This is a genomic window from Chryseobacterium limigenitum (assembly GCF_900114875.1).
Taxonomy (GTDB): Bacteria; Bacteroidota; Bacteroidia; order Flavobacteriales; family Weeksellaceae; genus Chryseobacterium; species Chryseobacterium limigenitum.
The window spans coordinates 1-23,182 of the sequence record NZ_FPKW01000017.1 but is presented as its reverse complement, the minus strand read 5'-3'; the positions used below and the strand labels follow the sequence as shown (position 1 = coordinate 23,182).

Here is a 23,182-nt window from a genome sequence, read left to right as displayed (position 1 = left end):
GCTCAGCATGACATCTCTAATACTAAACGTTGAAAAAGTATTATGGAAGGCAATTACTACATGATTCATGATTATCTGATATTCATTGGAGTTTTTGCTATTTTCTTTTTTTTGACGGTTGGGATTTATCTATTTAGTCAGAATGAAGGGCTTAAGAAAAGAAATTCTAAGCTTACGGAAACCAATAAACTGATCGAGCAACGATTAAACGAGGTTCAGCTTGAGCATATCGGTACAAAACTGAACCCGCATTTGTTTAAAAATATCCTTAATTCTGTTCAGTCTCATGCGTATCAGACCTATATGTCACTGGATAAACTGGCGAACGTTCTGGATTATATTTTATACGAAAGCAACAACAAATTTGTAAGTCCGAAAGAGGAATTAACCTTCGCCTTAAGCTTAATTGAGATCAATAAAATAAAAATAAATCCACTTTTTGATTTTAGAATTAAATCTAAAATTGATAAATCGGATGAAATCTTTGAAGAGAAAGTTTTTGCTCCGTTGATTTCTGTTGATCTTATTGAAAATGCTTTTAAACATACCGATTTCTTAGCGCAGGATTCATTTATCTCCATTCAATTAGAATTGGGAGACAGAATTTTCACGATGAAAGTAAGCAATAAAGCTTCCTTAAAAAACGTGTTGGAAAAAGAGAAAAGCGGATTTGGAAGTCAGTCTTTAGATCAAAGATTAAAAATGATCTACAACAACTATTATCAGCTTACTAAAAGTTCAAAAAACGGTATCTTCACAGCCGAATTAGTAATTAATTTAGGTGAATTCTATGATAAAATGCGTTATTCTTGACGATGAACTACTGGCAATCAGTTATTTAAAACTTCTATGCGAACAAATTGAAAATGTAGAAGTTGTAAAAGCATTCAATGATCCTAAAATTTTTCTTAATGAAATTGAACATCTCGACTGCAATCTCTGCGTACTAGACATCGAAATGCCCGGAATGACTGGTCTTCAGGTAGCTGAGCTTATTTCAGATTCAAAAAAAATCATCTTTACAACTGCTTATAAAGAATATGCTGCAGAAGCTTTTGATTTAAATGTCGTGGATTATGTAAGAAAACCGATCAAAAAAGAAAGGCTGATCCAGGCATTTGAAAAGGCAAAAGAACTTATTTCAGTTCCACAAAAAAAGGATTTCATCGAATGGAATACCAACATCGGGAAAACCATTATCTTCACAGAACAGATTGCTTACATCAAAACATCAGAAATCGACAGCCGTGACAAAGATATTATTCTAAATGACGGAACAACGATTGTTCTTAAAAATCTTAGTTTTAAATCACTTTTAGAAATGCTTCCAACAAAAGATTTCGCTCAGGTGAATAAAAAAGAGATCATTGCATTATCTTCCATTAAAATATTTTCTACCAACGAAATTATTACATCAATATCTTTAGACGGAGAGAATTTTATCAAACTTCAAATTGGAGATACTTATAAAAGTTCATTATTAGAGATGTTTGGAAAGTAGATTTTTCATACGTTTTTCTATTTCATTACAGATTTAATCCGTTTCATGGCATCACTTCTGTTTAAAATATCTGGTTAAATTATTTTTGAGCTTGATTAAAAACTGCTTCTTTTTGACGGAGTCGCAGTGCCCGGATATGTAGATCATGGTCATCATCTTTACAGACCCGAATATCAGTTCAATTCACAAAAACAATAAATTCATTCTGGGAATGCTTCCTTCATTAAGAATTAAAAACGATAAATCTCCGGGAACCAAAAACAGCGCAATTACACCAAATCTTGGAGCCGGTCTTACGGTTATTTATAGAAAAATGCACTACAGCTTCCGGTTTATTATAACTCTAACACCGCGACAGAAAACGGCGCCGGAAAATAGGAATAGGTCTTGGTTATTCTTTTAAATAACTTTTCATTACATTATTGAGGACATTTATTACATTTTAAAAAGAATAGTATTTAAGATAACTTTATTCTTATCAACTTTGCATTTAAATATTGGAATTATGAATTTGGGGAAGTATAGAAATCTAATTTTTTACATTACTACAATTGCCGTTTTCTCTTGTTTGATGTACTACTTCATTGTAGAAGGACAAACATTGGAAGCGGGAGAAAATATTGTTGTAAAAACAAGCACGGGCTCTACTTGGGAAAACTTTATAGAGTCTTTTAAAACCAATCTGCATCATCCATTGGCTTTATTATTGGCACAGATCGTCACCATAATTCTTGTCGCGAGATTATTCGGATGGATCTGTATGAAAATAAAACAACCTACGGTAATTGGCGAAATGATCGCAGGTATCGTTTTAGGGCCATCACTTTTAGGAATGTATTTTCCTGAATTTTCGACATTTCTTTTTCCTAAAGAATCGTTGGGTAACTTACAGTTTTTGAGTCAGATAGGATTAATCCTTTTCATGTATATTGTTGGAATGGAGCTGGATTTGAGCGTTTTAAGAAAAAAAGCCCATGATGCTGTAGTAATCAGCCACGCAAGTATTATCATTCCATTTGCCTTAGGAATCGGACTTTCTTATTTCATCTATAAAGAATTTGCTCCGGACGGAATTCAGTTCACTTCCTTTGCTTTATTCATCGCTATTGCCATGAGTATCACCGCATTTCCGGTATTGGCGAGGATCGTTCAGGAGAGAAATCTTCAAAAAACAAAACTGGGAACCATCGTCATCACCTGTGCTGCAGCCGATGATATTACAGCTTGGTGTATTCTGGCAGCCGTAATCGCTATTGTAAAAGCCGGATCTTTTGCAAGCTCTATCTACGTGATTATCATGGCCATTGGTTATGTATTTTTAATGATTAAAATTGTACGGCCATTCCTAAAAAGAATCGGAGATTTGCAGGCAGGAAAAAATACCATCAACAAACCGATGGTCGCTATTTTCTTTCTTACGTTAATCCTTTCTGCATATGCAACAGAAGTTATCGGTATTCATGCTTTATTCGGAGCTTTTATGGCGGGAGCAATTATGCCTGAAAATGCAAAATTCCGCACCATGTTCATTGATAAGGTAGAAGATGTAGCATTGGTCCTTTTACTGCCATTATTCTTTGTATTTACGGGACTTCGTACACAAATAGGATTACTAAATGACGGCCATTTATGGATTATTACAGGATTTATTATTCTAACAGCCGTTTTAGGAAAGTTCGCAGGAAGTGCATTAGCCGCAAAATTCCTCGGAATTAATTGGAAAGAAAGCTTAACTATCGGAGCCTTAATGAATACCAGAGGTTTGATGGAATTAATTGTGCTGAACATTGGATATGATCTGGGAGTTTTAAGTCCAGAAATCTTTGCAATGATGGTTATTATGGCATTATTCACCACTTTTATGACCGGGCCGGCTTTAGATTTCATTAATTATGCATTTAAATCCAAAAAAGACGAGGAAGAAAAGCATGATGAAAATGATCCTAAATACCGCGTTCTCCTTTCATTTGACAATCCGGAATCCGGAAGTACATTATTGAAATTGGCACACGATTTCACCAATAAAATGAACAGAAACAAGAGCATTACCGCAATGAACATTGCTCCCGTAGATGAAATGCACGCTTACGAAATCAATGAATATGAAAATGAACAGTTTAAAAACGTTATCGAAACCTCTCATGATCTTCAATTAGAGGTAACTACTCTTTTCAAAGCTTCTACAGATATTGAAAATGACCTTACCCATATTGCGAACAAAGGAAATTATGATCTCCTTTTGATTATGCTTGGAAAATCAATGTATGAAGGAAGTTTACTAGGAAGATTATTAGGTTTTACAACTAAAATTATTAATCCTGAAAAGCTTTTAAATACCGTAAAAGGCAAAGGTTACATCTTCAACAACTCTCCTTTTGACGATTTTACTTTACAGATTTTAGATAAGACAAATATTCCGGTTGGAGTTTTGGTTGAAAAAGATTTTACAACTGCAGACAAAGTTTTTGTTCCTATCTTTAATTTAAGTGATTTTTATTTGCTTGAATATGCGAAAAGATTGATCAATAATAACAATTCCCAGATCATCATTCTTGATGCCGGAGGACAGATAAGAAGTAATATCGAGGTTAAAGAACTAATTAGAAGCATTGAACAGGTTGCGCCCAATCATATCACACTATATAACGAGAAGAAGATCGAAAAAGAATTTCTGGATTCCCAAGATTTAATGTTAATAAGCAGCAAAAGCTGGAAAAGCCTGATTGATACGAAAAGTCTTTGGTTATCGGATATTCCATCGACGCTTATTATATCCAATCCATAATTTGATTTATATTTTAAACAAAAAGCCAGCTTTATAAGTTGGCTTTTTTTAATGTGTACTATTTTAGTTTTTTGACATTTGTAAATATATCATTAAATAAAATTAATCTTTGGCACGATTATTTAATATAGACAAGCAACTCATGTTTAATTTGAGTTTTCATGGTTATTAGTTTTTATCCCTGGTTAACCCCAGGGATTTTTATTTTAGTCCATATTTTTTAACAAATCTGTAATTATTAATTAAAATCATATTTACATTTTAAGAAATATTTTATACCTTCGCTCTGTGATTATAAACAAAAGAACATATTATTATAGAATTTTAAGCTCAAATTTGGGATAGGGATTCTTGTAAACATAACATAAACCTCGTCCTCGGACGGGGTTTTTTATTTTAAAATTTAAAAAGATGAAAATAAGTATTATAGGTGTGGGGCTTATTGGAGGGTCGATTGCTCTAAAATTAAGACAAAAAGGAATTGCAGATTTCATTTACGGAATTGACAATAATAATGAGCATCTTAACCAAGCATTAGATCTAAAAATAATTGACGCTAAAGTTGATCTTGAATATGGAATAAAAAATTCTGATCTTATCATCGTTGCTATTCCTGTAGATTCTGCAAGGAAAATTTTGCCTACCATTTTAGATCTGATTTCAGACGACCAAACTGTAATGGATGCAGGTTCTACCAAAGCAGGAATTGTTGCTGCCGTAAAAAACCACCCGAAACGCTCAAGATTTGTGGCTTTTCACCCGATGTGGGGAACAGAAAACAATGGCCCAAAATCGGCTGTTTCAGAAAGTTTTTCAGGGAAAGCGGGTGTAATTTGCAATAAAGAAGAATCCACTGAAGACGCTTTACATTTAGTTGAAAAAATTGTTGAAAGCCTTGATATGCATTTGATCTACATGAATGCAGAAGCTCACGATGTTCATACCGCTTATATTTCGCACATTTCACACATCACGTCTTACGCTCTGGCAAATACCGTTTTAGAAAAGGAACGGGAGGAAGAAACTATTTTTCAGTTGGCGAGTTCCGGTTTTTCGAGTACGGTTCGTTTGGCAAAATCTCATCCTGAAATGTGGGTTCCGATCTTTAAACAAAACAAGGAAAATGTTTTAGATGTTTTGAATGAACATATTTCTCAGCTAAGAAAATTTAAAGTTGCCTTGGAAAAAGAGAATTACGAGTATTTAGGAGAACTGATTTCCAATGCTAATAAAATAAGAGGAATACTTGATAAGTAGGCTATTTTTCCTTTGTCTTAAAACAAAAATTCAAGACTGGAAGCTTCGGCTAAAAATCAAAGCTTAATACTAAAATCCCCAAAACTTGTGCAAATTAAAAATAGATTGATTATCAATTCTATCTCGCGCTCAAACATCATTTTAACGGATTAAGTTTCAATTTTCTTAACGCCGAAGCTTCCTAAGTCGTTTTCATTAGCACTCAGGAACGTTGACAGCAATTGCCAAACCTCCTTCCGAAGTTTCTTTAAATCTGTCATTCATTGATAATGCAGTTTCCCACATTGTCTGAACAACCTGATCTAAACTTACTTTTGCTTTTTCCGGATCACTTTCAAGAGCGATATTTGCTGCTGTGATCGCTTTTATAGCGCCCATCGTATTTCTTTCGATACAAGGAATCTGTACCAAGCCTTTAATGGGATCACAGGTTAAACCTAAATGATGTTCCATTGCAATTTCGGCAGCCATTAGAACCTGACCAACACTTCCGCCAAGAATTTCCGTCAATCCTGCTGCAGCCATCGCCGAAGAAACTCCGACCTCAGCCTGACAACCTCCCATTGCTGCGGAAATTGTTGCATTCTTTTTGAACAATGTTCCGATTTCTCCCGCAACGAGTAAAAATCTTGCAATATCGTCTTCACTGTTGAAAGGTGTAAAAGCCTGAGAATACATTAATACAGCAGGAATCACCCCACTCGCACCGTTGGTTGGAGCAGTGATTATTCTTCCAAAAGCTGCATTTTCTTCATTTACAGCCAATGCAAAACACGCAATCCATTTATTGATATTGGTAAAATTTTCTTCAGCATCTATAACCATCTGAAACCATTCATCCTTATTTTTATAGATCTTATCTTCACCTAATAATTTTCTGTTGATTCCGGCAGCTCTTCTGGTAACATTCAGTCCGCCGGGAAGGATTCCTTCTTTGTTTACGCCTTTATAGATACATTCTTTGATCTGTTTCCAGATGTAAAGTGCTTCGGCTCTTGTTTCTTCCTGAGTTCTCCAGCTTTCTTCATTAATTAAAATTAAATCTGAAATCTTTTTAAACCCTAATTTATCACAGTATTTTACAATATCCGCAGCTTTATGACAAGGATACAATGTACGTACACACTGCTTTTCTATTGAGTTTTTTTCCTGACTTGCGATAAAACCTCCTCCAACGGAATAAAAATCCTGCACAAGCTCGGTTCCGTCTTCAAAAACAGCTTTGAAGATCATTCCGTTTGGATGAAAATCAAGGGATTTCTGCATATTTAAAACTAAATGATGACCGTAAATGAATGGAATTTTCTTTTCACCACCCAGATTTAAGATCTGAGTATTTTTTATTTCCTCTATTTTCTCATCAATTTTTGATGTATTGATTGTCTTAAAATCTTCACCGTTCAAACCAAGCATTCCGGCAATATCGGTGCCGTGACCGATTCCCGTTTTAGCTAATGAACCGAAAAATTCAAGAAAAACTTCTTTAACCTCAGCAATTGATCTTTCCCTCTTAATAATCCTGATAAATGCGGACGCTGCATTCCAAGGCCCCATCGTATGCGAACTTGACGGGCCTATTCCTACTTTAATAATCTCAAAAACCGATATTGATTCCATATAAATGATTCATCATTTTTTCCTACTTACAAAGATACATGATAAATCTAATAAATTTATTTGATTTTAAGGATTGAGAAGTAATTTTCATCTACCTAAGAGAAGGTATTCTCTAAAATATTACTAATCAAAAAATAGTTTAAAAGGAAATTATTAAAAGTATTACAGAAGCTTCATTTAGTCAATTGAAACAAATAATTAATTTAATTTTAAAATATCTATATATTAATGAATTTTATTAATTACAATAGCTTAATTAATTAATATTTTAATACTTTCGCGCCAAACAAATAACCTTTATAAAACAATTTCCATGAAAACAATCAATTGTCTGAAGAATCTGACAATACTTTTAGCGTTCAATGTATTTCATTTCTTTAACGCTCAAGTGGGTATAGGAACACCTACTCCAAGAGGAAGCTTAGACATCAACACTCCTACAACCAACAATTACGGTTTAGTTTTGCCTACTAATATTTCACCTGCAAATATGCTAAATCCGCAAGGAGGAAATCCGGTGCCGGGAACTATAATGTATGACAGCACGCAGGATTGCGTAAAACTTTACAAACAAAGCCTCAACGGCGGACCTTCCGGATGGTCAGACTGTCTGCAATCATCAGTATCGAGTTCTGTATCAGCAGATTGTAATGCCGTAAGCAACGGCTTTGGCGGAACTTATAAAAAAGGAACTGCTATGACTGCAACAAATACCTTTAAAGTTACCCTTACCAACAATTCCTTTTCGCAAGCAACTATAGCTCTGGCTGTGTCTGATCTTACGCTTTCAGGAATCACCGGAGTAACGATTGCATCAGTAGCACCAGCTTCAGCAACAATAAATGCAGGCGGAACACAGGTAGTAACCTACACACTATCAGGAAACCCTACAACCTGCGGAACACTAACCGGAAACTGGCAGAAAATTACATTAAACTGTACTAAAACAACAACAGTATCTCCAAACCCTACATTTACTTGCGCCAGTGGAGCATGGTCTTCAGCTCTATCACCTTCTGAAAAGCTTAATGGCTTAATAAACGGACAAGCCTATTCAGGAAACTACGCGATCCCGTATACAGGTGGAGAATGCGGACTTCCTGCTGAAACGCTTACATCTAATGGATTAACTTTCAGTTATGCAGGAGGAGCACTTTCAACTTCAGGAACTATACAGTATACCTTATCCGGAACTTATACAGGAGCAAGCAACGGAGCTGTAACATTTACCACAGCAACAGGATGTTCAGTTTATATTGGGCCATGTTCAAGCTGTAAAGAGATCTTAGAACAAGTAGGCGGAACACCATCCGGACTTTATTATGTCAATCTAAATAAAGCTGGCACCGCTGATACACAAAGAGTATATTGTGATATGACAACCGATGGCGGAGGATGGACACTTCTTGCCGTTAACGGAACAAGCTTCCCATCACAAACACAAAAGACTGTAATTGCCGATCTTAACGACAATGGATATCTACCACGTGCAACCGTTATCAAAATAGCAAATATTGGTACACAAGTTCAGCTAAGAGCAGGGAACTCTTCTACAAGCTTTGCCAACAAAATAACTTCTCAAAGTGGTGGAGCTGCTATTCTGGCGCTTAGAAACTCAGACGCCACCAATATGGGATTGGGAACATGGCATAGAGCGAATGCTGTTACCGATTTTTCAAACAATACTACTCCACCCGTAACTGGAACATGGGGATGGACCTTCAGCTCATGTACACCAACCACCACAACCGGATGGCCAATGATGTATCATTCTTGTGGTACTGCAACCAATGTACACTGGTTCATGTCAGGTGCAAGTAACCGAACATCTGTAGGAGAGCCATGGGCATCAACTTGGGTGAGATAATTTCTGATTAAATAATTATCATTAAAAAAAGGCGAAGAATCTAATGTTCTTCGCCTTTTGTTTATATTTTAAATTTAAAAAATTACCATTTCAAACTTTCTTCGTGTTGAGAAAGGTCAAGTCCCATATCTTCAGCTTCTTCTGAAACTCTTAATGTAATGATGCTATCTGTAATTTTATATAATAGTAACGATCCAAAAAATGCAAATATCGAGACTAAAACCAACGCCATCATGTGATGTGCAAAAACTCTAAAACCGCCATGAAGAAGACTTGCATTCTCGCCATGTGCAAATATTGCCGTTAAAATCATCCCCATAATTCCCCCTACTCCATGACAAGCGAAAACATCTAAAGTATCATCGATTTTCTTTAGTGCTTTCCAATTCATCATCAGATTAGAAACAATAGCAGAAATAAAACCTATGAAAAGACTTTCTGCAATAGAAACAAAGCCACATCCGGGAGTAATGGCGACAAGTCCAACGACCGCGCCTATACAAGCCCCCAAAGCGGAAACACTTCGACCATTGATTCTGTCAAAAAATATCCACGTCATCATTGCTGATGCAGAGGCAATTGTTGTTGTTCCAAAAGCGGTTGCAGCCGTTGCATTGGCAGCCAACGCAGAACCTGCATTAAAGCCGAACCATCCGAACCAAAGCATTCCCGTTCCCAGAAGAACGAAAGGAATATTTGAAGGCTCATGATGCGGATTTTTTCTGTTTCCTAAAACGATAGCGCCAGCCAACGCTGCAAATCCGGCACTCATATGAACAACCGTTCCGCCTGCGAAATCTTTAACTCCAAAATATTTATTTAAAAGTCCTTCCGGATGCCAAACCATATGACAAAGCGGTGCATAGATGAAAATACTGAAAAGCACCATGAATAGTAAATAGGAAATAAAACGTACTCTTTCTGCAAATGATCCGGTAATTAACGCAGGAGTAATCACCGCAAACTTCATCTGAAACAATGCAAAAAGCACAAAAGGTATGGTAGAAGCCATCATTTTATGAGGCAAAACTCCTACACGGCTAAAAAAAGGATAGCTTAACGGATTTCCGATGATGCCATAATGAACACCATTAATTTCAAAACCTAAAGAATCTCCAAAAGATAAAGAAAAGCCAACCACAACCCAAAGAATGGAAATTACACCCAACGCGATAAAACTTTGAAGCATTGTGGAAATTACATTTTTCTTCCCGACCATTCCGCCGTAGAAAAATGATAACCCCGGAGTCATTAGCAAAACAAGACCTGCAGCAGCCAAAATCCAGGCTACGTCTGCTCCAACGATTTTATCTTCACCCAAAAACTCTCCGTTATTTGGAAAATCAACGATCGGACTCCAAAATAAACCTCCTACTGCAATAAGAGCAATTGTGGTAAATGAGACAATCCATTTCAACCCTACTTTCATGAAAATTTAATTTAACCCCTTCAAAAGTAAGAATTAATTTCATAAAAACACAAATTAAAACAAACAACCCATATGAATTTCATATAAAACTTAAATAAACTTAAGTTTTAAAGCAAAAAAACTTCATTCAACACTTTTGAAACCTCTTTATATTTAGTGGCAGGAAACAAATGTGTTCCGCCCTTAATAATATAATTTGGTTTTGAATTTTTAACAGGAAAAACAAGATCCCTGTCTCCCAATATCTGAATAACGCTTGGGTTTTCTTCAAATTTCCATTCAGAAACTTTTTCAACCGACCATTTTAAATAATAAGGGTCGCGGACTTTGAAATATTGTAAGATTTTTGGATTTTTAGGATCAAATAATTTTCTAACCACAGAATATACGTTCGCAGCCCTGTCATTAAAAAGACTCAACGGAAGAACTCGCGGAATCTTCGTAACCTCACCCGTTCTTATAAATTTTGATTTTTCTTTATCAGACTTTATACTTCCTAAAATAACTACTTTTTCTGCCGGCTTTATTTTATTAATCTCCTGAACAATAATTCCACCAAATGAATACCCCAAAAGATAGAAAGGCTCCGAAGCATCAATCTTTTCAGCCATTCTTTCTACATAAATAGAAAGAGGTTCGTTTTTTTCAGGAATCAGCCAATCAATAAAAACGATTTCGCAATGCTCGGGAAACTGCAGTCTTTCAAGCACTTTAAAATCTGCACCAAGACCACTTACTACATAAATTTTCATGTTACTAAAATAAAAAAAAAGCATCAAAAAAGATGCTTTTGTAATTATCATTTAGATTCTACCTAACTTTTATAAAAAGAAATCCTCGTAATACTGTCTATTGTCAATGTGGAAATATCATCTGAAGCAACCCATTCTAGAATATAACCACTTCCGGTTCCAAGTGGAGGAGGTAAACTCACTCCATCCGCAATTGTAGTAAAATAATACACTAAGATTCCGCTTGTTTTACTTGATGGAATAACTCCACTTATTTCCAATCTAAAACCAGATGAAGGATTCCTTAGTATAAATTTCACATCCTGGCTTAAAATATTAGATTCTTTAGTATAATTTACAATCACACGCCATTGATGCACCTGTCCCATTACGGCATTCTCAATAAATTTACCTCCACTATAAATTTTTGAGTCTGTGGCTGTAGAATTTTCCGGCCAATTTGTGGAGGGTGAAGGCGCATACAGGCAGGGTAAAGAGTAGGTCACCTGTTTTGTAGTGTCAGCCGGGACATCAGTCCAACTAGGCTTCGTTCCTCCTCCACTTCCTCCTGCATTTATTTTCACAGTACCTTCATTAGATTTTGTCTGCTTACTGTACATAAGAGTACTCCAATTTGTCCCGTCATAATAACGTATGGTTTTATTGGTAGAATCATAAGCCAGCATCCCTGCAGCGGGAGCAGCAATAGTTGCCGGATTCGGCATTCTAGGTATAATGACACCTGATGTTGTTGAAACAATATCTAATGCACCTTTTGGACTAGAGGTATTAATTCCCACCTGACCGCTTATCCTTACAAAAGATGCAAGAACAAGCATAACAATTTTTTTTTGCATAACGTGTATTTGTTTTTAATTATTTTAAAACATTATACACCTTCACAGCAGTAAGTAATTACAAATATGTAAAAAATATTTCAATTACAATACATTTTCACTCGCCTATAGCCAACTATTAACGAATAAAATGCAAAAATTTTGAAAATAAAATACACTGGCAAACAAAAAAAATGAGTGATTAAAAAATCACTCATTTATATATCTATAAAACAGTATGTCTTATTTCTTCTTTACAGGCACTCTGTTTTCATTATCCAATTTTTCTGTAGAAACCTTGAACTGAATATCCATTTCGTCCTTAATAAAGTAATCTTTCAATGAAGACTGATAGAATACTTTGAAATCTCTTCTGTTTAAAGAGAACTTAGCAGATTCTACTACTACAGTAAACTGAGTTACATATACGTTCGCAGGGAAAGTGATTGTTTTTCTAACTCCTTTTATCGTCACATCACCATAAACCGTTGAGTTGTACTGACTGTTTGCCAGAGGAATGATTTTAGTTAAATGAAATTTCGCGATCGGGAATTTTTTAACTTCAAAGAAATTCGTGCTTTTAAGATCATTCGTCAACTTGATCATGTCTTCATCTGAAACATCACCAGCCATCAAGCTTCTCATATCTATCACAAATTCTCCGTCTACCAAGACCGTTTTATCAAAGTTGAATTTTCCACTTTTTAATTTTACCGTTCCGGAATGCGATGAAGCCTCAGTTTTTACAACTTTATACCCCCACCATCTGATCTCAGATGAAGTAACTTTTGATACTTTATCAAATTTTCTTTGAGCAGAAACAAATGATATGCTCGCACACACCATCGCAAACAATAGTAATCTTTTCATTCTTTTTTATTTACAATTCAACAAAAATAAAAAAAAGTGTAGAACTTCTACACTTTTAACAATCTTTTTTTGATTAAATTATTTAGCAGTCACTTTTACAAGCATATCTATTTCATCTTTCACAAAAACATCCTGCATTGTAGACTTGTAAGCAACATCAAATTTCTGTCTGTCGAAAGAGAATTTGTTTGATACTAAACTTACTACTCCTTTGCTGTAAGAAATTTTTGCAGGGAAAGAAACTTCGTTAGTTTTTCCTTTAACTGTAAGGCTTCCTGTAACCAAAGAACTGTAAATTTTATCATTGTTTTTCTTTACAGAAGTGATCTTGAAAGTAGCTGTAGGGAATTTTTCAACTTCGAAGAAATCTCCGTTTTTAAGGTGACCGTTTAATTTCCCTTGGTATTCTCCCGTTAAATCAGTTGAATTGATAGAAGTCATGTCTAAAGTGAACGAACCTCCTACTAACTGGTTTCCTTTCATGATCATGTCCCCAGATTTTACTTTTACAGTACCATCATGAGAGCTTGCCTCAGATTTAGCAACTTTATACCCCCACCAGTGAACATCAGATGCTACTACTTTTTTTGACTGCCCGAAAGCTAAACCACCAGCTAAAACTGCTAATAAAAATATTTTTTTCATTTTGAATAAGTTATTTACCTTGTTTGTTAATGATGCAAATGTAGCCAACTTATATGATAGATTTCATTGATGTATATCAAGAAAAACAATAATTTTCATGAATAATATCAGTCATAAAAAAACTCCGAATTTCTTCGGAGCTTGTTTTTATTCTTGGTAATAAGCAGTATAGAGCGCTACCCCATTTAATCCTGTCTGATTTTGCTTGATCAGATAGATTGGAATATTTTTAAGCATGTCTTCCATTTTATCGCTTATTCTAAATTTCTCGTAGAATTTATCTTTATCCATATAATTACTGATCATCTGTGGAATATCTCCTGAGATCAATAATCCTCCCGTAGCTTTTAACTTCAGCGTCAGGTTGTTTGCTTCTCTTGCCAAAAACTCAAGGAAGGTATCTAAAGCTATCTTACAGATTAACACATCGTCTTCAACAGCCGCTTTGTAGATTACTTCAACAAAGTTTCCGTTGGCAAGACGTTCTGATAACCATTCCGGTTCAGGATGTCTTTTTACATCTCTTAAGAATCTATAGATATTAAATAATCCTGTCTTAGAAAGTACAGTTTCCCAACTTACAATTCCGTAAATGTTATTTAAGAATTGATAGAACTCAACTTCAACATTGGTTCTTGGAGAAAATTCTGAGTGACCTCCTTCTGTTGCAAATGGTCTTAAATATTTCCCGTCAAAGAAATATCCGGCTTCACCTAATCCGTTTCCGGGAGCAAGGATCGCTACGTTACCATTTTCAAGATGACCACTTGTGTAGATATCATCCATATCAGAATCTTCAAGAAGCCCCATTCCGTAGGCAGAAGCCTCCAAGTCATTAAGCATATCCACTTTCTCGAATCCGAAATCTCTTGTGATCTCTTCCTGATCTAAGTTCCAGCCTAATCTTGCAGGACTGCTTTTCCCATTAAGAACGGGTCCCGGGACAGCCATTCCTAAACGTTTTACATTTCCCAACTCGTTATCCTTAATAAACTTCCTCAGGATATCCGAAAAAGAAGCATATTCTTTCGTTGGGTAATCGCTTTGGATTTTCACCTCAAGACCTCCGTTACCGGAAACAAAATACCCCAAGGTTGTAGTGTCTTCACGAAGGTTTGCCCCAATGATAGAAACATTATCATTATTACTGTTCTTTACGCCTGGTAAATAAAGTGGAAATTTTGGGTTCAAAATCATAATCAGCAAATTTTATCAAATATAATAATTGTTTTGGTAAATACTATAGGGAAAGAAAAAACCTTTTCAAAAAAACGAAAAGGTTTTGGTTAATAATTGTTTATATTTAAATCTAACTACTTTCCTAATGGAATATTGTAAGAAAATCCTACTCCAATGTTCCCCACATTGTAGTCCTGATTTGGCAAATCGCCTTTATCTCCTACAAATACTTTCTGATACTGTACAAAGAAATTCCAGTCTTTGTTGTGGTATCCGATCTCAGGTTTGATGTAGAAACCTCCGTCCGGTCTGTCAACCGTACTGTTGGAAGCCACTTTTTCATCACCCACCAAGAAACCGTAACCTAAATCTGTCCCGAAATAGAATCCGGTCTGTTTTGGATAAATTCTGATCAAAGCACCTACAGGAATTACTCCCACATCATTATTGCTGATCCCGTTGTTATCCTTACCAAAATAATGCGTATAACCTGTTGCGATACCTAATCCAAATCCGGGAGTAATCAAGTTTTGATAAGCTACGTCTACACCGGCAGAAGCAGAAACATTATCTGCGGGAACAGCTAAACCAGCATTCGCTCCTACCTTAATCATATTATTCATTTGTGAGCTTTGAGCACTTACTACACCAACCGTCAAAATTCCAGCTAGCAAGATGGCCTGTTTAAACATTTTCATAACTCTGATTTTTTAAATTTTACTAATCTGAAGGATGTAAAAATCGTGCCAAGGAAGCCTGTTTTTCTCATTTTAACATTAATAAAAATCGCAAAATAATGAATATCAATTAATTAAATTAACTAAAAATTAAATACACGTTTAACTTAAGATTAAAAATAACAATATTAATAATTCTTAACCGTTATAATTTTAACCTTTTCCATTTTCCAACATCAAAAATACAAATTGTCTTATGATGCTCTCATCCTTATTACATAACAAACATCTTCTTTGGCGCGCCGGTTTTGGGGCAGGAATCAACCAGTTCGAAGATCTGAAAAATAAAGACATCAAAGCTTTACTTAAAGATTTATTTAAAGAAGAAAATTTTGTCGAAGTTACATACGATACACCTGATGTAGAAACTATTGACTACATGACCGACAAATCTCCCGCAGAAAAGAAAAAGGAAATCCAGAGGATCAACAGAGAGCAAAACAGCGAACTGAACCTTAATTTTTTCAACAAAATAATCAACAGTAACGAACAGATGAGAGAAAAAATGGCTTTCTTCTGGCACGGACATTTTGCATCGAGAGTTCAAAACCCGAAATTCAACAGACAATTATTAAATATCATCAGGAAAAATGCTTTGGGAAATTTCAAAGATCTTTTGTTTGAAGTAAGCCAGGCTCCGGCAATGCTGAATTTTCTTAATAATCAACAAAACAAAAAAGATCATCCCAACGAAAATTTCGCCCGTGAAGTCATGGAATTATTCACCATGGGACGCGGAAATTATACCGAAAAAGACATACGGGAAGGCGCAAGAGCTTTTACAGGCTGGGGTTATGATAAAGATGGAAATTTTGCAGAAAGAAAAAAACTTCACGACGAAGCTACAAAAACTTTCCTCGGAAAAACAGGAAATTTCACCGGAACAGATGCATTAAATATTATTTTGGAACAGCAAGCAACCGCAAAATTTATTACTACTAAAATCTATAAATTCTTTGTTAATGAAAATGTGGATGAAAGTATTGTTAATAAGCTAAGCGAAAGTTTTTACACTTCCAATTATGACATCAAAAAATTGATGAACGACATTTTTTCAAGCGCATGGTTTTATGACAAAAAAAATATTGGAAACAGAATAAAATCTCCTATAGAGTTAATGGTTGGAATGATGAGAACGCTACCAATGCATATTCAAAATCCTGAAAACCTCATCGTTTATCAAAAATTATTAGGTCAAATGTTGCTTTATCCCCCAAACGTTTCAGGATGGCCAAACGGAAAATCATGGATCGATAGTTCTACTTTAATGCTGAGATTGCAGATTCCTCAAATCTGGTCTGGTTTACGGCCTTTAGAATACAGTCCGCGTCAAGATGATGATATTGATATGGGCATGAAATCGCGCGAAACAGCTTTAAACAAGAGCTTTAAAAATCCGAATATCACTATCGACTGGACTCGGGTTGAAAAAGCTTTTAGCAATAAAAACTGCGAAGATTATTTAATTCAAAACTCAAACACATTGAGTATGGATTCTGTGAAAAGTTTCTCCGACAACACTGTGAAAATGAATGTAATCAATCTGATGTCAACACCGGAATATCAGTTAATGTAAATAAAATACAAGGAATTAGGATTTAGGGCTTAGCAATTAGGCTCAAACAACCTCTAAAAACTAAGCCCTAAATCCTAATCCCTAAAACCTAACTTTATGCTAATTAAAAGAAGAGAATTTCTAAAAATAAGTTCATTAGCAACGGCTTCATTAATGGTTCCTAATTTCCTGAAATCAATGACGTTGGATAATGCTTTGGAGCGCAATCAGAAGATCTTGATCGTTCTTCAGTTCACAGGTGGAAATGATGGTTTGAACACGATTATTCCTACAAAAAATGATATCTATTTTAAAGAAAGAAGCAAAATAGCGATACAAAATTCTTTACAGCTTAATGATGAAGCAGGAATCAACCCTTCTCTGTCTTATTTTAAAGAATTATTCGATAATGGAGAGCTTTCTATTATGAATAATGTTGGCTACCCAAATCCTGATAAATCACACTTCCGAAGTATGGATATTTGGCAGTCAGCAAGCAAAAGTGATGAATTCTTGGAAACAGGCTGGCTTGGACGTTTTCTGGATGAAGAATGTTACAAATGCGACCATCCGACACAGGCTTTGGAAGTTGATGATATGCTAAGTTTAGCCTTAAAAGGAGAAAATAATAAAGCTTTCGCATTCAAAGATCCCAAAAGGTTGTATCAAACGAGTCAGGAGAAATATTTTAAGTCATTGTATGATCATCACCATGAAGATGAAACGGTATCTTATTTATATCAAACTTTGGGTTCGACTATCAATAATGCCGGCTATATTTTTGATAAAAGCAAAGCAAAAAAAACAGATCAAACCTATCCTAATTCACAGTTAGGAAAAGATTTCAAAACCGTTGCTTCTTTAATAAAATCTGATATTAATACGCAGGTTTACTACCTCTCTGTGGGAAGTTTTGATACGCACGTTAATCAAAATGAAAGACAGCAAAAACTTTTTAGTGACATCAATGAAGCCGTAAAATCTTTTGTTGCAGACATGAAAAATAATGGTTTATTCAATGATATTTTATTGATGACATTCTCAGAATTTGGTCGCCGTGTTGCTCAAAATGCCAGCAACGGAACCGATCACGGAACAGCCAATCAAATGTTTTTCATCGGCGGAGGATTGAAAAAGAAAGGAATTTTGAATACTCTTCCTGATCTTCAGAATTTGAATGAAGGCGATTTAATTTATACCGAAGACTTCAGAAAAGTATATGCCACCATTCTTAAAAACTGGTTAAAAGCAGATTCTTCGAAAGTACTGGGCTGGAAAAATGGAGTTTATGACTTTATATAAAAAGAGACCGTCTTTACAAACAGTCTCTTTCTATAATTTTGCTTACTTTTAATTTGAAGCAGGAAGCTGTTTTGGCTCAGTTCCCTGTGGTTTTTTATCCAGTTTTTCTGATATTTTCTTGACAATAAATTCAATTACCAAAGGTGCTACAATAGCAAGTACAGTTTTTAATATTCTTGATTTCATACTATTTATTTTAGAATTTGATTAATACAATTTCCAAGCCACAACATATCCATTGAAAATTTAAACTTTAATCAGGAACAATCAAATTCTCATAATTCTGACTTCCAGATTTAAATTTTTCTTCCATTCTTAAACGTAATTTTCTGGGTTTATGCACAATCAGACAATTCCCGAATCCCAGTAAAAGCCTTTCTAATTCGTTGTTTATCTGCACACAGATTTTAAAAACAGTGCCTTCCTCATTTTCACTTATAATCTCCTGACTTTTATGCAAAGGTTTTGTTTTCACATACGGAGCATTAGAAGAATCAACAAAAAAGACAACATTTCGTGGTTCCATTGTTGGTGAAACGGTTACTCCTACGATATCTTTAAAATATTCATCGCCATCCAGATCTTGGTCAATATATTTAATTTTCTCGTCAGCTTCGATGCTTTCCATTCTATCCAACGCCAGATTATACATTTTTCCTTTGTGAAGACAGATCAAAAACCATCGGTTATTAAATTCCTTTAATAATTGAGGATGCACAACAAAATTACTCGATTCTCTTGCGTTGAAACTTTTGTATAAAATATTTAAAACCTTTTTATTTAAAATACCTTCATACAAAACATCAATATGCTCCAACCCTTTCAGCTGCTCATTTTTATCTAAATGAATAATCGATTTTTGATTGGTCGAATGAATAGAATCCTCCAATTTTTGAATCACTCCATTCATCTCTTTAAACATTGAAAAATCTTTGAATTGCTTTAAGATCTGCACTGCATTGTTCATCGCTTTTAGATCACTTTCGTTCACCGAAATATTATGAATGCTGTAATCCGGATCGCTGTAACGGTAATATTTTCTTTCGTAAACCTCGATTGGAGCTTCATAACCAAACTTTTCGCTGCGCATATTCTGCAGATCAAGTTGCACAGTTCGTTTGCTGACAAAAGATTCTTTGCCTTCAAACTCAAACAAAGCTTCAGAACATTCATCAATTAAATCTTCTAAAGTGTATTGCTTGTATTTGTTTTTAAGACATTTATCAAGCGTTTTGTAGCGGATAAGAGCGTTTTTGTTGGATGACATCTGAATTTGTTATTTAAAATTTGTAAAGATGAAAACTATAATTACAAATAGAATATGAGAAATTAAAATCAAATATTTGTACTTGTTATTTTTGAATATATCTAATAAATACCCATAAATAGGAAATTGGAATAATCCTAAAACGACAAATGGAACTGTAATTGATTTTTGAAAAACTGTTCCGATCATTCCAAAAGGAAATAAAATAATTGTTGGAATATAAGTTCCGTGACCACCACCCATCATAAAAACTACTAATAAAAGTAATATAGGCGTGACAAAACTAAAAACTATAGTCCACTGGAATTTTCCCATTTTTATTTCTTTTTCAAAGCTTCACCCTCAAAAGAAATTCCGTCCCAACCGAATTCTATAAAATTTCTGATGTTTTGATGATCTGTTCCTTCTGGATTTTTCAATACATCTTCTCTATAGAATTCTCCGAAAAGGTTTAAAACTTCTTCTTTTGACAAATCATTTAATTTTGCAAAACTGAAAACCTTGCAAGAACCATTATTCTGATCTGCTTCATTGACTGTATTTCCGTTGGTGAATTTTGTTGGCGCGAAATCGTAATTTTCATCAATGTGAGCAATTACTTCTTTAAATTGAATCGTTTCGGGGGAATTTTTTAATTGTTCTAACATATTTTTTTATTTTTTTTAACCACAAAAGAAACAAAAGATAGTATTGCACTTTTAAAGTTTAATTACATTGAAAACAAAATCTTAATGAACTTAAGATAGCTAATTTGTTAATCTTTTGTCCCTTTTGTGGTTAAAGTTTAGTCAATAATTTCATCAAAAATAATTAAAATATTTTTATCTACGCAAAAACATTGCACACTTGTGTTATTACTTTGCATCAACAAAATGAGAGAACATATGGAATTTAACGGAAACAATTTAATAGAATTAGGATATAGATCAGCGAAATGGTTCAAAGAAGCGATTGCGCATATCAACGAAAATAATTTAGATGAAAATCAAATCACAGCATATTTGGAACAATTCAAACAACCGGACTTGATTCCGCTTCATGAAACGGCAAAAGATTTCATCATCAACATCAGAGCAGAACACGAAAGTGAAAATGATAACGTTGAAAAAGTAATCAATACGATGAAAGTTTTGATGAAAACTCCAACTTTAATTAACGGTGCCATCATGCCGGATGCCTGTCCGACAGGCCCTGAAGGTCAGATTCCAGTTGGTGGAGTTGTCGTGGCGAAAAATGCGATTCACCCGGGATTTCATAGCGCAGATATCTGTTGTTCTGTAATGTTGACAGATTTTGGAAAAGCTGATCCTAAAGAAGTTTTGGATGCAGCTCATTCAATCACGCACTTTGGATACGGAGGAAGAGCAAGAGGAGAACAAATGGAAATGTCTCAGGAATTAATGGATGCTTTTAGAGAAAATTACTTTTTGAATGATGAAAAATTAATCAGTATTTCCCGTTCTCATATGGGAACGCAAGGTGATGGAAACCATTTCTTGTTCGTTGGAATTTCAAAAAATACAGGAAATACCATGTTGGTGACTCACCACGGATCGAGAGCTCCGGGAGCTGCTTTATATGATAAAGGAATGAAGGTCGCGAACAGATTCAGACTGGAAATTTCTCCTGAAACCTTGAAAGAAAATGCATGGATTCCTTATGAAACTGAAGAAGGAAAATCCTATTGGGAAGCCTTGCAATTGATAAGAACATGGACGAAAGAAAACCATACTTCTATTCACGATGCAACTTTAACTAAATTAGGAATCGAAAAACAGGATAGATATTGGAACGAACATAATTTTGTCTTCAAGGATGGAGATTTGTTTTACCATGCAAAAGGTGCGACTCCGCTTGACGATAAATTTATGCCGGATATTACGGGACCAAAATTGATTCCGTTGAATATGTCAGAACCCGTTTTGATCGTTCAGGGAAAAACAAATGAGAGAAATTTAGGTTTTGCCCCACACGGAGCGGGAAGAAATTTCAGCAGAACGCAACATAAAAAATCATTGGCTCATAAAACCATTGAAGAAGTTTTTGAAGAAGAAACAAAAGGATTAGATATCCGTTTTTTCTCCAATGAAATTGATATTTCCGAACTTCCAACGGCTTATAAAAGCGCCAAAAACGTGAGAGCTCAGATCGAAGAATACGGACTTTGTGAAGTCCTGGATGAAGTGATGCCTTACGGATGTATTATGGCTGGGGATGTTCAGAAGAATGCACCTTGGAAGAAAAAGAAAAAATTTAGAAAAGCATAGTTGTTGGTCAAATCGCAAAGGCGCAATTTCTTTTAACAACTATACTTTTTAAGGCGCAAGGATTTTATCTGCGATAAAATATATAACTGCAAAATTTGCTGAAAATCTTTTGTCACACTGAGCGAAGTCGAAGTGTCTTGCGCCTTAAAAACACAATGAATTTAAAAAGCTTTGCGCCTTTGCGTTTAACCAAATAAAAAAATAAACAATGACACCAAAAATACTAGAAAAATTAAAAGAAATAGAGGCAGAAAGAAACATAAAAATACTTCTTGCCGTAGAATCGGGAAGCCGGGCGTGGGGCTTTGCGTCTCCTGACAGTGATTACGATATACGTTTCATATATCGACACGAAAAAGACTGGTATCTGTCACCGTGGGATAAAGATGAAACGATAGAATTTATGACCGAAGATGCTCTGGACGGTTCCTGATGGGACTTGCGAAAGACTTTTCATCTTTTGCATAAATCAAACGCCGCTTTGTTGAGTTGGTTTTACTCACCTATCGTTTATATGAAAAACGAAAAGTTTTATGACTTATTTAAACCTCTGGCTGATGAATGCTTTTCTCCGATAGCGGTTTCTTACCATTATCTGAGCATGAGCAAAAAATATCTCGAAGCCTGCAGAACCGATGAAGTAAAACTGAAAAGTTATTTCTACTGCCTTCGAACTGCTTTGACAGGAAAATGGATACTAGAAAAAGGAACGGTTCCGCCCGTTTTGTTCAGTGAATTGTTGGTATTGGTCGATGATTTTATGAGAACCAAAATAGAAAATCTTGTTGCCTTAAAAGCCACCAAAGGAGAAGCTTATTTTCATGCAAATGATTGGGAATTGTTTGGATTTTTGGAGGAGATGGTAAAGGATAATGAGGAAAGAGCAAAGAATTTGGGTGGAGGAAAGCCTGATAAAGGTGAAATGGAAAGAGTTTTTAGGGAGATATTAATGTAGATTAAAAGGTTACGGGAAGCCGTAATCTTTTTTTATGGATTGGAAATATATTTGTTTGTTGGGACAGACCAAACGCATTAAAAATTTAGCATTTCAATGAGATAATCTAAATTCCAAGCTGCCATTTTTCTCATTCTTTTGATGCTTATTTTCTTGTTTTTAAGTTGTTTTTCTTGCAATAATTTTAACACTAATTTTAGTATAATTGAGAAGTTTTCGGCTATATTATTGTTCCGTTTACGGCTTTCATCTTCTTTTAAAATCACATCTAAACTCCAATGTAATTTATTTTCAATTAGCCAATGATTTCTGGTATGTTTTAAAAATATTTCAGGCGTATTCAATTGACTACTAATGTAATATCGTTTATCTTTTGTTTCTT

Annotated in this window: 22 protein-coding genes and 1 pseudogene; 10 read left to right on the top strand and 13 right to left on the bottom strand. The window is 34.9% G+C overall.

Annotated features, from left to right (window positions below):
* The first annotated feature begins 42 nt into the window (after window positions 1–42).
* From BT156_RS16915 to BT156_RS16895, 5 genes are all read left to right on the top strand, one after another.
* A complete protein-coding gene (locus BT156_RS16915) occupies window positions 43–813 on the top strand; it encodes a histidine kinase (RefSeq protein WP_083582377.1) in 771 nt (256 codons plus the stop codon).
* Window positions 791–1,501: a LytR/AlgR family response regulator transcription factor gene (locus tag BT156_RS16910; RefSeq protein WP_170857337.1), complete on the top strand. Its 711-nt coding sequence runs from the start codon at window positions 791–793 to the stop codon at window positions 1,499–1,501. Before BT156_RS16915 ends, BT156_RS16910 begins: the two co-directional genes overlap by 23 nt.
* A gap of 145 nt (window positions 1,502–1,646) precedes the next feature.
* Entirely contained in the window at window positions 1,647–1,904 is a 258-nt protein-coding gene (locus tag BT156_RS16905; RefSeq protein WP_072411852.1) for a hypothetical protein, read from the top strand.
* Window positions 1,905–2,012: 108 nt separating this feature from the next.
* Window positions 2,013–4,286, top strand: coding sequence for a cation:proton antiporter (locus BT156_RS16900; protein WP_083582384.1), 2,274 nt, complete (start codon window positions 2,013–2,015; stop codon window positions 4,284–4,286).
* Window positions 4,287–4,697: 411 nt separating this feature from the next.
* Window positions 4,698–5,543 carry a prephenate dehydrogenase gene (locus BT156_RS16895; protein WP_072411848.1) on the top strand — a complete coding sequence of 282 codons (846 nt, stop codon included), beginning with the start codon at window positions 4,698–4,700 and terminating at the stop codon, window positions 5,541–5,543.
* Window positions 5,544–5,738: 195 nt separating this feature from the next.
* Here the strand turns inward: BT156_RS16895 and BT156_RS16890 are convergent, their stop codons facing one another.
* A complete protein-coding gene (locus BT156_RS16890; protein WP_072411846.1) occupies window positions 5,739–7,160 on the bottom strand; it encodes an L-serine ammonia-lyase in 1,422 nt (473 codons plus the stop codon).
* A gap of 313 nt (window positions 7,161–7,473) precedes the next feature.
* Here BT156_RS16890 and BT156_RS16885 point away from each other — a divergent pair, with 313 nt between their 5' ends.
* Window positions 7,474–9,027, top strand: coding sequence for a fibrinogen-like YCDxxxxGGGW domain-containing protein (locus tag BT156_RS16885; protein ID WP_072411844.1), 1,554 nt, complete (start codon window positions 7,474–7,476; stop codon window positions 9,025–9,027).
* An 82-nt stretch (window positions 9,028–9,109) separates the two neighbouring features.
* On the opposite strand, the gene BT156_RS16880 is transcribed toward BT156_RS16885, so the two are convergent.
* The 7 genes from BT156_RS16880 to BT156_RS16850 all read right to left on the bottom strand — a co-directional run bounded on the left by BT156_RS16880 (window position 9,110) and on the right by BT156_RS16850 (window position 15,415).
* Window positions 9,110–10,456, bottom strand: a complete 1,347-nt coding sequence (locus BT156_RS16880) for an ammonium transporter (protein WP_072411842.1) — start codon at window positions 10,454–10,456, stop codon at window positions 9,110–9,112.
* 107 nt (window positions 10,457–10,563) lie between these two features.
* Window positions 10,564–11,208: an alpha/beta hydrolase gene (locus BT156_RS16875; protein ID WP_072411969.1), complete on the bottom strand. Its 645-nt coding sequence runs from the start codon at window positions 11,206–11,208 to the stop codon at window positions 10,564–10,566.
* A 62-nt stretch (window positions 11,209–11,270) separates the two neighbouring features.
* Window positions 11,271–12,044: a hypothetical protein gene (locus tag BT156_RS16870; RefSeq protein WP_072411840.1), complete on the bottom strand. Its 774-nt coding sequence runs from the start codon at window positions 12,042–12,044 to the stop codon at window positions 11,271–11,273.
* A gap of 222 nt (window positions 12,045–12,266) precedes the next feature.
* Window positions 12,267–12,893, bottom strand: a complete 627-nt coding sequence (locus BT156_RS16865; RefSeq protein ID WP_072411838.1) for a YceI family protein — start codon at window positions 12,891–12,893, stop codon at window positions 12,267–12,269.
* Between the two features lie 78 nt (window positions 12,894–12,971).
* Complete coding sequence (locus tag BT156_RS16860; RefSeq protein WP_072411836.1) at window positions 12,972–13,538, bottom strand: YceI family protein; 567 nt, start codon at window positions 13,536–13,538, stop codon at window positions 12,972–12,974.
* A gap of 147 nt (window positions 13,539–13,685) precedes the next feature.
* Window positions 13,686–14,735, bottom strand: coding sequence for a glucokinase (locus BT156_RS16855; RefSeq protein ID WP_072411834.1), 1,050 nt, complete (start codon window positions 14,733–14,735; stop codon window positions 13,686–13,688).
* Window positions 14,736–14,851: 116 nt separating this feature from the next.
* Entirely contained in the window at window positions 14,852–15,415 is a 564-nt protein-coding gene (locus BT156_RS16850) for a hypothetical protein (protein WP_072411832.1), read from the bottom strand.
* A 235-nt stretch (window positions 15,416–15,650) separates the two neighbouring features.
* On the opposite strand from BT156_RS16850, the gene BT156_RS16845 reads away from it, so the two are divergent.
* Window positions 15,651–17,030 (top strand): DUF1800 domain-containing protein, encoded by a 1,380-nt coding sequence (locus tag BT156_RS16845; RefSeq protein ID WP_083582376.1) that lies wholly within the window; start codon window positions 15,651–15,653, stop codon window positions 17,028–17,030.
* A 96-nt stretch (window positions 17,031–17,126) separates the two neighbouring features.
* Entirely contained in the window at window positions 17,127–18,311 is a 1,185-nt protein-coding gene (locus tag BT156_RS16840) for a DUF1501 domain-containing protein (protein WP_072411830.1), read from the top strand.
* A 48-nt stretch (window positions 18,312–18,359) separates the two neighbouring features.
* Here the strand turns inward: BT156_RS16840 and BT156_RS22205 are convergent, their stop codons facing one another.
* The 4 genes from BT156_RS22205 to BT156_RS16825 all read right to left on the bottom strand — a co-directional run bounded on the left by BT156_RS22205 (window position 18,360) and on the right by BT156_RS16825 (window position 20,225).
* Window positions 18,360–18,497, bottom strand: coding sequence for a hypothetical protein (locus tag BT156_RS22205; RefSeq protein WP_170857336.1), 138 nt, complete (start codon window positions 18,495–18,497; stop codon window positions 18,360–18,362).
* 67 nt (window positions 18,498–18,564) lie between these two features.
* Window positions 18,565–19,578, bottom strand: a complete 1,014-nt coding sequence (locus BT156_RS16835; protein WP_072411828.1) for a helix-turn-helix transcriptional regulator — start codon at window positions 19,576–19,578, stop codon at window positions 18,565–18,567.
* Window positions 19,579–19,587: 9 nt separating this feature from the next.
* Window positions 19,588–19,893 (bottom strand): hypothetical protein, encoded by a 306-nt coding sequence (locus BT156_RS16830; protein ID WP_139255509.1) that lies wholly within the window; start codon window positions 19,891–19,893, stop codon window positions 19,588–19,590.
* Window positions 19,894–19,895: 2 nt separating this feature from the next.
* Window positions 19,896–20,225 (bottom strand): HopJ type III effector protein, encoded by a 330-nt coding sequence (locus BT156_RS16825; RefSeq protein WP_072411824.1) that lies wholly within the window; start codon window positions 20,223–20,225, stop codon window positions 19,896–19,898.
* 237 nt (window positions 20,226–20,462) lie between these two features.
* Here BT156_RS16825 and BT156_RS16820 point away from each other — a divergent pair, with 237 nt between their 5' ends.
* Both BT156_RS16820 and BT156_RS16815 read left to right on the top strand, forming a co-directional pair.
* Window positions 20,463–21,845: an RtcB family protein gene (locus BT156_RS16820; protein WP_072411822.1), complete on the top strand. Its 1,383-nt coding sequence runs from the start codon at window positions 20,463–20,465 to the stop codon at window positions 21,843–21,845.
* Window positions 21,846–22,053: 208 nt separating this feature from the next.
* A pseudogene (locus BT156_RS16815) lies at window positions 22,054–22,800 on the top strand (nucleotidyltransferase domain-containing protein).
* A gap of 77 nt (window positions 22,801–22,877) precedes the next feature.
* Here the strand turns inward: BT156_RS16815 and BT156_RS16810 are convergent.
* On the bottom strand, window positions 22,878–23,182 hold a 305-nt coding region (locus BT156_RS16810), incomplete at its 5' end, for an ISAs1 family transposase (RefSeq protein ID WP_139255508.1).

Excerpts from the sequence above, each read along its gene's own strand:
- BT156_RS16835 (WP_072411828.1), bottom strand. The coding sequence starts at position 19,578 with ATGTCATCCAACAAAAACGCTCTTATCCGCTACAAAACGCTTGATAAA.
- BT156_RS22205 (WP_170857336.1), bottom strand. The coding sequence starts at position 18,497 with ATGAAATCAAGAATATTAAAAACTGTACTTGCTATTGTAGCACCTTTG.
- BT156_RS16820 (WP_072411822.1), top strand. The coding sequence starts at position 20,463 with ATGGAATTTAACGGAAACAATTTAATAGAATTAGGATATAGATCAGCG.
- BT156_RS16825 (WP_072411824.1), bottom strand. The coding sequence starts at position 20,225 with ATGTTAGAACAATTAAAAAATTCCCCCGAAACGATTCAATTTAAAGAA.
- BT156_RS16830 (WP_139255509.1), bottom strand. The coding sequence starts at position 19,893 with ATGGGAAAATTCCAGTGGACTATAGTTTTTAGTTTTGTCACGCCTATA.
- BT156_RS16905 (WP_072411852.1), top strand. The coding sequence starts at position 1,647 with ATGGTCATCATCTTTACAGACCCGAATATCAGTTCAATTCACAAAAAC.
- BT156_RS16885 (WP_072411844.1), top strand. The coding sequence starts at position 7,474 with ATGAAAACAATCAATTGTCTGAAGAATCTGACAATACTTTTAGCGTTC.
- BT156_RS16915 (WP_083582377.1), top strand. The coding sequence starts at position 43 with ATGGAAGGCAATTACTACATGATTCATGATTATCTGATATTCATTGGA.
- BT156_RS16840 (WP_072411830.1), top strand. The coding sequence starts at position 17,127 with ATGCTAATTAAAAGAAGAGAATTTCTAAAAATAAGTTCATTAGCAACG.
- BT156_RS16865 (WP_072411838.1), bottom strand. The coding sequence starts at position 12,893 with ATGAAAAGATTACTATTGTTTGCGATGGTGTGTGCGAGCATATCATTT.
- BT156_RS16890 (WP_072411846.1), bottom strand. The coding sequence starts at position 7,160 with ATGGAATCAATATCGGTTTTTGAGATTATTAAAGTAGGAATAGGCCCG.
- BT156_RS16870 (WP_072411840.1), bottom strand. The coding sequence starts at position 12,044 with ATGCAAAAAAAAATTGTTATGCTTGTTCTTGCATCTTTTGTAAGGATA.
- BT156_RS16845 (WP_083582376.1), top strand. The coding sequence starts at position 15,651 with ATGATGCTCTCATCCTTATTACATAACAAACATCTTCTTTGGCGCGCC.
- BT156_RS16875 (WP_072411969.1), bottom strand. The coding sequence starts at position 11,208 with ATGAAAATTTATGTAGTAAGTGGTCTTGGTGCAGATTTTAAAGTGCTT.
- BT156_RS16910 (WP_170857337.1), top strand. The coding sequence starts at position 791 with ATGATAAAATGCGTTATTCTTGACGATGAACTACTGGCAATCAGTTAT.
- BT156_RS16880 (WP_072411842.1), bottom strand. The coding sequence starts at position 10,456 with ATGAAAGTAGGGTTGAAATGGATTGTCTCATTTACCACAATTGCTCTT.
- BT156_RS16850 (WP_072411832.1), bottom strand. The coding sequence starts at position 15,415 with ATGAAAATGTTTAAACAGGCCATCTTGCTAGCTGGAATTTTGACGGTT.
- BT156_RS16895 (WP_072411848.1), top strand. The coding sequence starts at position 4,698 with ATGAAAATAAGTATTATAGGTGTGGGGCTTATTGGAGGGTCGATTGCT.
- BT156_RS16860 (WP_072411836.1), bottom strand. The coding sequence starts at position 13,538 with ATGAAAAAAATATTTTTATTAGCAGTTTTAGCTGGTGGTTTAGCTTTC.
- BT156_RS16855 (WP_072411834.1), bottom strand. The coding sequence starts at position 14,735 with ATGATTTTGAACCCAAAATTTCCACTTTATTTACCAGGCGTAAAGAAC.